This is a genomic window from Bacillus sp. SN32, from assembly GCF_002837495.1.
Lineage (GTDB): Bacteria > Bacillota > Bacilli > Bacillales > Bacillaceae > Bacillus > Bacillus subtilis.
On the sequence record NZ_PJCT01000004.1, the window covers coordinates 70,257 to 83,116 of the forward strand.

At 45.7% G+C, this 12,860-nt stretch carries 12 protein-coding genes; 10 read left to right on the plus strand and 2 right to left on the minus strand.

Annotated features, from left to right (window positions below):
- The 3 genes from CW370_RS16330 to CW370_RS16340 all read left to right on the plus strand — a co-directional run bounded on the left by CW370_RS16330 (position 1) and on the right by CW370_RS16340 (position 4,896).
- A complete protein-coding gene (locus tag CW370_RS16330; protein ID WP_101169820.1) occupies positions 1-903 on the plus strand; it encodes an aldo/keto reductase in 903 nt (300 codons plus the stop codon).
- Positions 904-1,088: 185 nt separating this feature from the next.
- Positions 1,089-3,173: a mannitol operon transcriptional activator MtlR gene (gene mtlR / locus CW370_RS16335; protein ID WP_101169821.1), complete on the plus strand. Its 2,085-nt coding sequence runs from the start codon at positions 1,089-1,091 to the stop codon at positions 3,171-3,173.
- A 211-nt stretch (positions 3,174-3,384) separates the two neighbouring features.
- The gene (locus CW370_RS16340; protein WP_101169822.1) at positions 3,385-4,896 is read left to right on the plus strand and encodes a class I adenylate-forming enzyme family protein; all 1,512 of its coding nucleotides are present in this window, start codon (positions 3,385-3,387) and stop codon (positions 4,894-4,896) included.
- A 19-nt stretch (positions 4,897-4,915) separates the two neighbouring features.
- On the opposite strand, the gene CW370_RS16345 is transcribed toward CW370_RS16340, so the two are convergent.
- Positions 4,916-5,512, minus strand: coding sequence for a class I SAM-dependent methyltransferase (locus CW370_RS16345; RefSeq protein ID WP_199878754.1), 597 nt, complete (start codon positions 5,510-5,512; stop codon positions 4,916-4,918).
- A gap of 154 nt (positions 5,513-5,666) precedes the next feature.
- On the opposite strand from CW370_RS16345, the gene CW370_RS16350 reads away from it, so the two are divergent.
- The 5 genes from CW370_RS16350 (at position 5,667) to amj (ending at position 9,499) form a co-directional block, all read left to right on the plus strand.
- Positions 5,667-6,527 (plus strand): SDR family oxidoreductase, encoded by an 861-nt coding sequence (locus CW370_RS16350; RefSeq protein WP_101169823.1) that lies wholly within the window; start codon positions 5,667-5,669, stop codon positions 6,525-6,527.
- Positions 6,528-6,542: 15 nt separating this feature from the next.
- Positions 6,543-7,046 carry a D-lyxose ketol-isomerase gene (lyxE, locus tag CW370_RS16355; RefSeq protein WP_003234400.1) on the plus strand — a complete coding sequence of 168 codons (504 nt, stop codon included), beginning with the start codon at positions 6,543-6,545 and terminating at the stop codon, positions 7,044-7,046.
- Positions 7,047-7,132: 86 nt separating this feature from the next.
- Complete coding sequence (locus tag CW370_RS16360) at positions 7,133-7,684, plus strand: GNAT family N-acetyltransferase (protein WP_101169824.1); 552 nt, start codon at positions 7,133-7,135, stop codon at positions 7,682-7,684.
- A gap of 77 nt (positions 7,685-7,761) precedes the next feature.
- On the plus strand, positions 7,762-8,184 hold the full coding sequence (locus CW370_RS16365; RefSeq protein ID WP_003234396.1) for a pyridoxamine 5'-phosphate oxidase family protein: 423 nt from the start codon (positions 7,762-7,764) through the stop codon (positions 8,182-8,184).
- A gap of 505 nt (positions 8,185-8,689) precedes the next feature.
- Positions 8,690-9,499: a lipid II flippase Amj gene (gene amj, locus CW370_RS16370; protein ID WP_003234394.1), complete on the plus strand. Its 810-nt coding sequence runs from the start codon at positions 8,690-8,692 to the stop codon at positions 9,497-9,499.
- A 44-nt stretch (positions 9,500-9,543) separates the two neighbouring features.
- Here the strand turns inward: amj and CW370_RS16375 are convergent, their stop codons facing one another.
- Positions 9,544-9,834, minus strand: a complete 291-nt coding sequence (locus tag CW370_RS16375; protein WP_014478869.1) for a DUF3817 domain-containing protein — start codon at positions 9,832-9,834, stop codon at positions 9,544-9,546.
- 184 nt (positions 9,835-10,018) lie between these two features.
- On the opposite strand from CW370_RS16375, the gene lrpC reads away from it, so the two are divergent.
- Positions 10,019-10,453: a transcriptional regulator LrpC gene (gene lrpC, locus CW370_RS16380; protein ID WP_003246585.1), complete on the plus strand. Its 435-nt coding sequence runs from the start codon at positions 10,019-10,021 to the stop codon at positions 10,451-10,453.
- A gap of 64 nt (positions 10,454-10,517) precedes the next feature.
- Positions 10,518-12,701 carry a DNA topoisomerase III gene (locus CW370_RS16385; RefSeq protein ID WP_101169825.1) on the plus strand — a complete coding sequence of 728 codons (2,184 nt, stop codon included), beginning with the start codon at positions 10,518-10,520 and terminating at the stop codon, positions 12,699-12,701.
- The last annotated feature ends 159 nt before the right edge of the window (positions 12,702-12,860 follow it).

The following is a 12,860-nucleotide window of genomic DNA, read 5'->3' on the forward strand; positions in this document are numbered from 1 at the left end:
ATGCAGCGTATTCAATTGGCGGAGGATCTTCAATTTTCAAGAGTCATACACGGGCTTTGGCGGCTGAATGAATGGAACTATTCAGATGCTGAACTTCTGAGCCTCATTGAATGGTGTATCGATCACGGCATCACGACCTTTGATCATGCGGATATTTATGGAGGCTATACGTGCGAAAAGCTGTTTGGAAACGCCCTTGCCCTTTCGCCTGGATTAAGAGAAAACATAGAGCTGGTCACAAAATGCGGTATCGTTCTTGAATCGCCTGAACGGCCCGCTCACAGATCGCATCATTATAACACAAGCAAATCGCATATTTTGGCATCCGTTGAGCAATCGCTTATGAACTTAAGGACGGATTATATTGATGTGCTGTTGATTCACAGACCGGACCCGCTCATGGATCCGGAGGGGGTAGCAGAGGCGTTTCAGGCCTTGAAATGCTCTGGCAAGGTCAGGTACTTTGGCGTTTCAAATTTTAAAGATCACCAGTATCGGATGCTGGAATCGTATTTGCCTGAGAAGCTTGTGACCAACCAGATTGAGCTTTCCGCATACGAATTAGAAAATATGCTCGACGGCACTTTGAACCTGTGCCAGGAAAAACGGATTCCGCCGATGGCTTGGTCGCCTCTGGCAGGCGGCAAAGTATTCACTGAAAACACGGATAAAGACCGGCGTGTCCGCACGGCGCTTGAATCCGTCCAAGCAGAGATTGGCGCCGCTTCATTGGACGAGGTGATGTACGCATGGCTGTATACGCATCCGGCCGACATCATGCCGATTGTCGGAAGCGGAAAGCGCGAGCGGATTTCCGCCGCGATAAATGCGTTGTCATACAAGCTTGACCAGGATCGATGGTTCCGCATTTTTACAGCCGTACAGGGTTACGATATTCCATAAAAAGCATCAGCTTACCAGCTGATGCTTTTTCAATATTGTCACACCGCTTAGTGCCAAATTACCATTTATAAGTGATTGATTCTTTCTTGAAAGCGTTTTATATTAAAAGGAAACCTCTCTATATCCTCTACTGCATCTCCTTGCGACTTCATCCGCACATCAAGATTGTCTAGGAGGTCTTTTTTATGTATATGACTGCCAGAGAACAAAAGCTGTTAAAGCACTTATTATTACAAAACAGATATATAACCGTAACTGAGCTTGCTGAGCTGATGCAAGTCAGCACGAGAACCATTCACAGGGAACTCAAATCAATTAAACCGCTGATGGAAACCGTGGGGCTTACGTTAGATAAACAGCCCGGTAAAGGGTTGAAAGCAGTGGGAAGTCCCGAGGATAAACAAAAGCTGCTTACTGATTTATCATATGAACAGCATGAATACAGCGCCGACGAACGGAAACTGCTCATTCTTTGCTCGTTATTAGAGTCTCAGGAGCCCGTCAAACTGTACACGCTTGCTCATGATCTCCAGGTGACGAATGCCACGGTCAGCTATGACTTAGATGAGCTCGAGAAGTGGATTTCCCCCTTCGGACTGACACTGATCCGCAAAAGAGGTTTTGGCATCCAGCTCATAGGGCCGGAGAATGCGAAACGGAAAATTGTCGGCAACTTGATTGTGAACCGTCTCGACATCCAAATGTTTTTGGAAGCGGTTGAATTAAACATCAAAGGAAAAGCTGATTCTTCAGAGAAAATGTTCGGGGTTGTCAGCAAAGGCGAGCTGCTAAAAATGGAGCGCATCTTATTTCAGCTCAAAGAAAAAATCGCTTTTTCATTGTCCGACAGCTCCTATATAGCGCTCGTCGTCCATCTGACGTATGCGATCGAACGAATTAAGCTTGGGGAAACCATCACCATGGAGCAAAATGAGCTTGAGGAACTGAAGAACGCGAAAGAATACAGTTCGGCTCTTGAAATCGCGGGCGAGCTTGAACGTGCCTTCGGCGTGACGATCCCAGAGGCAGAGGTCGGCTATATTACAATCCACCTTCGAAGCGCCAATCGAAAATACAAAACAGAATACAAAGCGCAGGAAATTGAGCTGGAAACAGCCCTGCAAACAAAGCGGCTCATTGCTTTTATTTCAGACAAAATCAGAATGGATCTGACGAAAAACTACTCTTTATATGAAGGCTTGATTGCCCATTTGGAGCCGGCCGTCAGCCGCATAAAAGAAAATATTGAGATATACAATCCGATGAAGGAACAGATCAAGCGCGATTATTTTCTGCTTTATATGGCGATCGAAGAAGGTGTCGAAAAGTATTTTCCGGGCATGTCCTTTTCTGATGATGAAATCGCTTTTATCGTTCTTCACTTTGGCTCGGCTCTTGAAATCAAAAAAGAAGAAGCAAAAGTGAAAGCGCTTGTCGTCTGCTCAAGCGGGATCGGCTCCTCGAAAATGCTTGCCTCCAGACTGAAAAAAGAGCTGCCGGAAATTGAATCGTTTGATATGTCATCTCTGATCGAGCTAAAGGGGAAGGATGTTCAAGCCTATGATATGATTGTGTCCACTGTACCGATTCCTTATGAAAACATTGATTACATCATGGTCAGCCCGCTATTAAATGAGGAAGACGCAAACCAGGTCAAGCAGTATATCAAGCGGAAGATTCCCCTTATTCTTAACAAAAAAAGAAGCCCGAAGGAAGAGGCGCAGCAAGCTGATGTACCTGACATGCTAGAGGCGGCGGAAAGCATAGGGCGGTATATGGAAGTTATCCAAGATGTTCTGCGCCATTTTACGCTAGCTCAACTCAAAACAAACCCGGACCATAGCATGCTTCTGCTAGAGCTTTTTCAACAGCTGAAGAAGGATGGCCTGATCCGTGATCCGGAAAAAGCCGCGGTTTGCCTGGCTGAGCGGGAGAAACAAGGGGGATTGGGAATCCCCGGAACAAACATGGCGCTTTATCATCTCAAAAATGATGAAATCGTCCTGCCTTTTTTCAAAATGTTTGATCTCAGCACCTCCTATGAAGTGGATGGCATGGACGGAAATACCCTCAGGATGACACGCATTCTCGTCATGATGGCGCCTGGCTCATTATCTGCTGAAGGCTCGGAGATTTTAAGCGCGATCAGCTCGGCAATTATCGAGAGCGGAGAAAGCATGGCGGGGTTTCAGGAAGAAGGAGAACAAGAATTGTATCAGCGGTTAAACCGCATATTTTTCACATGGATGAAAGAAAAAAACATACTGTAAACCTGCATGGCACACGTCAAAAATTTGGCGTGTGTTTTTCTGTGGATGGGGAACAAAATAAGAAAATGTGGGACTATTTTATCATTCAGTATTGGAATAATTCCAAAATGAAATAGTTTTACAAGTTATCTTTTTTGGGTTAAAATGGGTGAGGTAAGGAAGAAAATCTAACAAATTATTGAAGATTCAAGAGAATATAGGAGATGACGATATGGAAACATTACAGCATCTGATTCTGCATGACATGCCGAATAGCGAAGAAATAGAGGCTGTAAAAAGCGGAGACCATACACTGACATATAAAGGTTACCGTAAACGGATTAATCAGCTGGCGAATGCCATGCTTCAAAAAGGAATTCAAAAGGGTGACCGTGTTGCATTGCTTTGCAAAAACGGCCATCCCGCATCAACTGTTATGTTCGCCGCGCTTGAAATAGGTGCTGTTGTCGTACCTGTCAGCTGGCAGCTGAAACCATATGAAATGACAGGCATTTTAAAAGCAAGTGAACCAAAAGCGATGTTTTACGGAGCGGAGTTTAAAGAGATACTGGATGAAGTTCTTCCTGAATTGTCCTCACTGTGTGTAACAATGGAAACAGGAACAGCTTACGAAACATCTGCTGAATTTGAAGCGCTGTTTGAAGGTCCTGACCATTTGCCAGAGACGGAAATGGTTTCCCCTGATGATACAGCACTTCTGATGTTTACATCTGGAACAACGGGAAACCCGAAAAGATGCATGATTACACATGGCGGCATATACAGATACGTTAAAAAATCCAACAGCTCAATAGCACGTATGAAGGGCCTTCGTTTTCTCGCGTGCCATCCGATTTATCATACGAGTGCGCTCATTTGCATCATGCTTGGAACGTTTGCAGAAACAACCTTTGTGTTTACAAAGGATCAAGATCCTGTTCACATGCTGAAGGTCATTGAAGAAGAGAAAATTCAGACCGTGATGGCTCTTCCTGTGTTTTACACGTATTTGCTTGAGGCGTGGGAAAAGTACCAAACTGACTTATCTTCACTTGTTATTTTAATGACAGGCGGAACAAAAGTGCCGAGCAGCCTAATCCGCCGCTATCTTGATATTGGCATTCCGCTCGCGCATGGCTATGGAAGTACTGAGGCTTGGGGCATCAGCACATGGACGCCTGATATGGGAATGGATAAAGCGGCATCTGCAGGAAAACCTGTGGCAGGTGTTAAAGTCAAAGTGGAAGATCCTCTGACCGGAGAAGAACTTCCTCAAGGTGAAATCGGCGAAATCGTTGTTCACACGCCATTCTTATTTAAAGGCTATGAAGACAACCCTGAAGCAACAGCGAAAGTGCTTCAAAACGGATGGTTTAGAACCGGAGATTCAGGCTATGTGGATGAAGATGGCTTTATTTTCATCACGGGACGCTACAAGGATGTCATTATTTACGGAGGCGATAACGTCTATCCTGATCAGGTTGAAGAAGTTATCCAGCAGATCCCGGGAATCCTTGAAACGGCTGTGGTCGGTATTCCTGACCCGCTTTACGGTGAAAAACCGAAAGCTTTTATCGTGAAAAATGGCGGCCAGCGCATCACGGAAGAGGATGTCATTGCATTTTGTAAAGAACGCCTGTCCGCTTACAAAATACCTGAAGTTGAATTTGTTAACGAACTGCCGAAAAACAACCTTGGCAAGGTGAAAAAAGACGTCCTGCGCAATCAGGCTGTACATTCATAAAAGAAGAAGCCCGTCCACTTTATGTGGCGGGCTTCTTTGCAGTTGCACAGACGGAAAGCTCAGGCTTAATGTTCTTAAATTGTATATCAATGTCTTCGAAGCCGGCTGCTTTAAAGTCAGCAATCATCTGTCTTCCAAATGATTTGGTTTTCTCAGGACTGGCATCCGCTTCCCGCGGCTGCATCGTAATGGCTGCTTTGCCGCCTGGCTTTAATGCCCGATAAATCTGTTTCATGCCTTTTGTTTGGTCATTCCAAATGGTGTAGTTGTTAACGGAAATCACTTTATCATAAAACGAGGCGGGGAGAGGAAATGTCTCGATGCTTCCTTGTATCAGGCGCACACCCTTGGATTTCACTCTGCGGGCGGCCATCTTCAGCATGGCCTCTGACACATCAATCCCATGAAGCTGAACATCCTTCTCGCGTTTCAGCACCTGCTCTATGCAGTATCCCGGGCCAAACCCGACTTCTAAAATGCTGTCCCCGCGCGTGATACCCAGCTGATTGATTGTCCACTGATTCAGTGTTTGATTTTCAGCAGCCATGATGTACCCGGCAATCATGCCGATGACGCCCTTTGGCCTGCTGAATCTTCTAGAAAGCATGTTAATCATTCAGCAACCAACCCCCTTTTTGAGTTATTTCCTCCAAGCGTTCCATGTGAAACATTTTTCTGATAAAGCAATGCGAAGGTGCCAAGCCATGTTTATCCAAAGAGTGTGTGAGGTACACAACAAATAGACATGAAAACAAAGGAGGAGAATCATCATGGCAAATTATCCAAAAGAACTGCCGGCACAAACTCAAAGTCGCCAGCCGGGAATTGAAAGCGAAATGAATCAAAGTCCGGTGTATGAGTACGAGGATTATAAAGGAGCAGACAAATTAAAAGGAAAAGTAGCTCTTATTACAGGCGGCGACAGCGGGATCGGACGCGCGGTTTCCGTCGCTTACGCAAAGGAAGGCGCAGACATCGCCATTGTGTATAAGGATGAGCATGAAGACGCTGAGGAGACGAAGAAACGTGTTGAACAAGAAGGCGTAAAATGCCTGCTGATTGCTGGTGACGTAGGTGAAGAGGAATTCTGCAATGAAGCGGTTGAAAAAACGGTCAAGGAACTAGGCGGCCTTGACATCCTTGTCAACAATGCAGGTGAACAGCATCCGAAAGAAAGCATCAAAGAGATTACGAGCGAACAGCTTCACCGCACATTCAAAACAAACTTTTATTCTCAATTTTATTTGACTAAAAAAGCAATTGATTACCTGAAACCGGGCAGCGCCATCATCAATACGACATCCATCAACCCGTACGTAGGGAACCCGACACTGATTGATTATACAGCGACAAAAGGGGCGATCAATGCCTTTACAAGAACAATGGCGCAGGCGCTTGTCAAAGACGGCATCCGTGTAAATGCAGTCGCGCCGGGTCCAATCTGGACGCCACTAATCCCAGCTACGTTCCCTGAAGAAACAGTTGCTCAATTTGGGCAAGATACGCCGATGGGCCGTCCTGGACAGCCTGTTGAGCACGTCGGCTGTTATGTGCTTCTGGCATCAGATGAGTCCTCTTACATGACAGGACAGACCCTGCATGTCAACGGCGGAAACTTTGTGACGACATAAGAGGGAGTGAGACATATGGGCATCACGAAAGAAGAAGTGAACAGCTACTATCAAAAAGCAGGGATTGTATTAACGGACGAGGAAGTAGACCAAATCCAGCTGATGGATTACGGCTTAGGAAAAGAAAGAAAAGTCGGGCTCCAGCTCTTCGTCTACGTCAATACAGACCGTTATTGCTCAAAGGAATTGGTGCTGTTTCCGGGACAGACTTGCCCGGAACATCGCCATCCGCCGGTCGACGGCCAGGAAGGCAAGCAGGAGACCTTCCGCTGCCGCTACGGAAAAGTGTATCTTTACGTAGAAGGAGAAAAAACGCCGCTTCCAAAAGTTCTCCCTCCTCAGGAAGACAGAGAACACTATACGGTCTGGCACGAAATTGAGCTAGAACCGGGCGGGCAATATACAATCCCCCCGAATACAAAGCATTGGTTCCAGGCCGGAGAAGAAGGTGCCGTCGTGACGGAAATGTCATCGACGAGCACGGATAAACATGATATCTTTACCGATCCAAGAATATAAGGATGAGGCTTAGCAGCCCATCCTTTTTTGTATTGAAAAAACAGAATCATCGATATAATGGGTGAAAAAGGAAAGAGGGCGAGGCAATGTTCACTTGCAAGGTAAATGAGCACATCACCATCCGATTATTGGAGCCGAAGGATGCTGAGCGGCTGGCCGAACTCATTATCCAAAATCAGCAGCGGCTCGGCCAGTGGCTGTTTTTTGCGGAAAATCCAAGCAGCGCTGAAACGTACAGAGAAACAATCATTCCAGATTGGCGGCGCCAGTATGCCGACCTGAACGGCATTGAGGCGGGGCTCCTTTATGACGGCAGCCTATGCGGCATGATCAGCCTGCATAACCTTGATCAAGTGAATCGAAAGGCTGAAATCGGATATTGGATTGCTAAAGACTTTGAAGGGAAAGGCATTATTACAGCTGCCTGCCGAAAACTCATTACGTATGCTTTTGAAGAGCTTGAGCTGAATCGTGTGGCGATCTGTGCGGCTGTCGGAAACGAAAAAAGCAGAGCGATTCCGGAGCGGCTCGGGTTTCTAGAGGAAGGCAGGGCACGGGACGGCTTATACGTAAACGGCAGGCATCACGACCTCGTCTACTACAGTCTGTTAAAGCGTGAATGGGAAGGCGAAAAATAAAGAGCACACTTTCTTGTTTAAATCTTCCCCGGATGTGGAAAAGTAACAGCGGAGACGTTAAAAAGGAGTGATTCGAGATGAATCAGCAAGACATTAAACAAAAAGTGCTTGATGTTCTAGATCACCATAAAGTAGGTTCGCTCGCAACAGTTCAAAAGGGCAAACCGCATTCCCGCTACATGACTTTTTTTCATGACGGGCTGACGATTTACACACCGACAAGCAAGGAAACTCATAAAGCAGAAGAAATTGAGAACAACCCCAATGTCCACATTTTATTAGGCTATGATTGTGAAGGTTTTGGCGACGCATATGTCGAAGTTGCCGGAAAAGCCAAAATCAACAATTCGGCAGAACTCAAGGACAAAATATGGAGTTCCAAATTAGAGCGCTGGTTTGACGGCAAGGATGATCCGAATCTGGTGATTCTTGAAATTGAACCGGAGGATATCAGATTAATGAATGCCGGGGAGAAAACACCGGTCTCACTCGAACTATAAAAAATTTGTGTTTTCAAGGGCGATATGTTATTATGAATAGCTAGTAAGAAAAATAAGCAAATAAAAAAGAAAGTAAACTTCTTTTTTCTGTTTTGAGAGAGAAGCTTACCGCTTCCCAAGCAGCATAACCAGCTGCCCTTATTCTTTTCCTTCATAACAAATCGCCCCTAACGATGAGATGGAAAAAAGACTTTTTTGTTTTACAATTCACACCGGCGCGGCTTCGGAGCCGCAGTGACGATTGAGAGGTAGGGCTTTCGTTGTCTTGTGTTCAAGAAATTTCCATGGTGTTTACTTTCCAGAATGATTCTTCGGAACAATGCTTTATGAATCTAACCCGCCTGACTTGGCGGATGATATAATCTTTATTTGCGTATAGAAAAGAATAAGACAAACCGCCCGGCGTACGCCGGACGGTTTTTTTATTGCAAAAAACACATCGTACTGAAACCTCCTTGTCTTCATTCCAGTCTTATCTCTAGGATGAAATTGGAGGAAGAATAACGTGCATGTCATTACAACACAAGTACTTTTTATTTTTTGTTTTTTATTGCTGATTCACTCGATAGAAACTTTAGCCTATGCCACAAGGCTTTCCGGGGCCCGCGTTGGATTTATTGCGTCCGCGCTTTCTCTGTTTAATGTCATGGTCATCGTATCCAGAATGTCGAACATGGTGCAGCAGCCCTTTACCGGGCATTTAATTGATGATGCTGGAAAAAACGCACTGGCGATTGTAGGGGAGCAGTTCCGCTTTTTAATTTTCGGATCGACAGTCGGCACCATTTTGGGCATTATCCTGCTCCCGTCTTTTGTCGCTCTTTTTTCACGGGCGATTATTCACTTGGCGGGCGGCGGCGGCTCCGTTTTTCAAGTTTTCCGAAAGGGATTCTCGAAACAAGGATTCAAAAATGCCCTTTCCTATTTGCGTCTGCCGTCTATTTCATATGTAAAAGGATTTCATATGCGCTTGATTCCGAAGCGTTTGTTTGTCATCAACATGCTGATTACATCGATTTATACGATTGGCGTGCTTTCGGCTTTATACGCAGGCCTTCTGGCGCCGGAGCGCAGTACGACAGCCGTCATGGCTTCGGGTTTGATCAACGGAATTGCGACGATGCTACTGGCCATTTTTGTTGATCCTAAGGTATCCGTTCTAGCTGATGATGTGGCAAAAGGAAAACGAAGCTATATCTATTTAAAATGGACCTCTGTCACAATGGTCACATCAAGGGTGGCGGGCACACTCCTCGCCCAGCTCATGTTTATTCCGGGGGCCTACTATATCGCGTGGCTGACAAAGTGGTTTTAATAAAAAAGGCTGGATCATAAAAATCCAGCCTTTTTTGCGTTCCCTTATTTATATTTCCTTAATCCGCGGTCGTACAAAAAATTTCCGAATGGGACGAAAGCGGCGACGAAGCCGGCAGCTGACCATTTCAGCGGCCATTTGACAGAGAAGGTTGCATAAGCCAAGACAAGCAAATACAAAATGAACAACCCGCCGTGAACCGAACCGACAATTGTCACCGCAAGCGGAAGGCCTGCCCAATATTTAAGCGGCATAGCGATGAACAACAGGATTAAGAGTGACATTCCTTCAATAAAACCCATCGTGCGAAGTCTTCCGATCGGCGTTTGCAGCATAAATCGCCCTCCTTGTGGACACGTTTTCATTTTATACTATAAACAATCTGGGGGGGCATATGACAGCTTTTAAAAAATGTTCGGAAAACATTCATTTTTACATGCCTTTTCTAGGGAACTGTACTTGTCATTTACAAAAATACCCGAGATAATGTGTACAAAATCAAAAAAGAAGGATGTTGAAATGAAACTTGACCAGATTGATCTGAATATCATTGAGGAGCTGAAGAAGGACAGCCGTTTGTCGATGAGGGAATTAGGCAGAAAAATTAAGCTGTCGCCACCATCTGTAACAGAACGGGTAAGACAGCTTGAATCGTTTGGCATCATCAAGCAATACACGCTGGAGGTCGACCAGAAAAAACTGGGGCTTCCCGTTTCCTGCATTGTGGAAGCAACCGTTAAAAACGCGGATTATGAGCGGTTCAAAAGCTATATTCAAACATTGCCGAATATTGAATTTTGCTACCGGATTGCGGGTGCAGCCTGCTATATGCTGAAAATCAATGCCGAAAGCCTCGAAGCGGTAGAAGATTTCATTAACAAAACATCGCCCTACGCGCAAACCGTCACTCACGTCATTTTCTCAGAAATTGACACGAAAAACGGGCGCGGTTAGAGAGTGCCGCGCGAAGTCTGTTATAATAACAGGATGAGCGCGAAAGAAAGAGAAGTGATCAAGCATGTCAAAAACAGTTGTATTAGCTGAAAAACCTTCAGTCGGCCGGGATTTAGCCCGGGTGCTGAAGTGCCATAAAAAAGGAAACGGTTATCTCGAAGGTGATCAATATATTGTGACCTGGGCTTTAGGCCATTTGGTGACGCTTGCTGATCCGGAAGGCTACGGAAAAGAATTTCAATCATGGCGCCTAGAGGATCTGCCGATTATCCCAGAACCCTTGAAGCTTGTGGTGATAAAAAAAACCGGAAAGCAGTTCAATGCAGTCAAATCCCAGCTTACCCGTAAAGACGTCAATCAGATTGTCATCGCGACTGACGCAGGCCGGGAAGGTGAGCTTGTTGCGCGCTGGATCATTGAGAAAGCGAATGTCCGAAAACCAATCAAGCGGCTGTGGATTTCATCTGTGACGGATAAAGCGATCAAGGAAGGTTTTCAAAAGCTGCGCAGCGGCAAAGAATATGAAAACCTGTACCATTCTGCCGTCGCCAGAGCGGAAGCGGATTGGATTGTGGGGATCAATGCCACCCGTGCACTTACCACAAAATTCAATGCCCAGCTCTCATGCGGGCGTGTGCAGACTCCGACGCTTGCCATGATTGCAAAGCGCGAGGCAGACATTCAAGCGTTTACGCCCGTTCCGTATTACGGCATCCGTGCTGCAGTCGACGGCATGACGCTGACGTGGCAGGATAAGAAATCAAAGCAGACGAGAACGTTCAATCAAGATGTAACAAGCCGTCTGCTAAAAAATCTCCAAGGAAAGCAAGCGGTCGTAGCTGAGCTGAAAAAAACAGCGAAAAAAAGCTTTGCGCCTGCGCTTTATGATTTAACGGAGCTGCAGCGTGACGCCCACAAGCGCTTCGGTTTTTCTGCTAAAGAAACGCTTTCTGTACTGCAGAAGCTATATGAGCAGCATAAGCTCGTCACATATCCGCGGACGGACTCTAGATTTTTATCCAGTGACATCGTCCCAACGTTAAAAGACCGTCTGGAAGGCATGGAAGTAAAACCGTATGCCCAATATGTCAGCCAAATTAAAAAACGCGGCATTAAATCTCATAAAGGATATGTCAATGACGCGAAGGTGTCAGACCACCACGCGATTATCCCGACCGAAGAGCCGCTCGTTCTCAGCAGTCTGAGTGATAAAGAACGAAAGCTGTATGACCTGATTGCGAAACGTTTCCTTGCTGTATTAATGCCTGCATTCGAATATGAGGAAACAAAGGTCATCGCAGAAATCGGCGGAGAAACCTTTACGGCGAAAGGCAAAACCGTGCAATCGCAAGGGTGGAAAGCCGTTTATGATATGGCGGATGAGGATGATGAGCAGGAGGATGACAGAGACCAGACACTTCCTGCGCTTCAAAAAGGCGACACACTTGCCGTCCGCACGTTAACTGAAACAAGCGGCCAAACGAAGCCGCCTGCCCGCTTTAATGAAGGGACCTTGCTGTCAGCGATGGAAAACCCAAGCGCATTTATGCAGGGAGAAGAAAAAGGCCTCGTCAAAACGCTTGGAGAAACAGGCGGCCTCGGCACGGTGGCAACGCGTGCCGACATTATTGAAAAACTGTTCAACAGCTTTTTAATCGAGAAAAAAAACCAAGATATTTTTATCACTTCTAAAGGAAAACAGCTCCTGCAGCTTGTTCCGGAGGATCTGAAATCACCGGCCTTAACAGCAGAATGGGAGCAAAAGCTGTCTGCGATCGCGGCCGGCAAATTGAAATCGGCTGTTTTTATTAAAGATATGAAGGCTTACGCTCACCAAACGGTAAAAGAAATCAAAAACAGCAGCCAAACCTTCCGACATGACAACATTACGGGAACGGCATGTCCGGAATGTGGCAAAATGATGCTGAAAGTAAACGGCAAACGCGGGACGATGCTCGTGTGCCAAGATCGTGAATGCGGAAGCAGAAAAACGATTGCCCGAAAAACAAACGCACGCTGCCCGAACTGCCATAAAAGAATGGAGCTTCGCGGCCAAGGCGAGGGCCAAACCTTTGCGTGTGTGTGCGGTCACCGTGAAAAGCTCTCTGTATTTGAAAAACGAAAAAACAAAGACAAAGCGCGTGCTACCAAACGGGACGTATCCTCTTATATGAAAAAACAAAATAAAGATGAGCCGATTAACAACGCGCTGGCAGAACAGCTGAAAAAACTCGGTTTGGATAAATAATAAAAAAACCTGTGCCTATCGCACAGGTTTTTTATTGGACTTAGGTCCTGTTTTCTTAATGTTCAAAAAGGGGAAAAAAAGCTAGCAATCTGCATTTTTTTCTTTTATAGTAAATGTACTTTGTAACATGGCAGTCATATTTACGTCTATAACTATTTG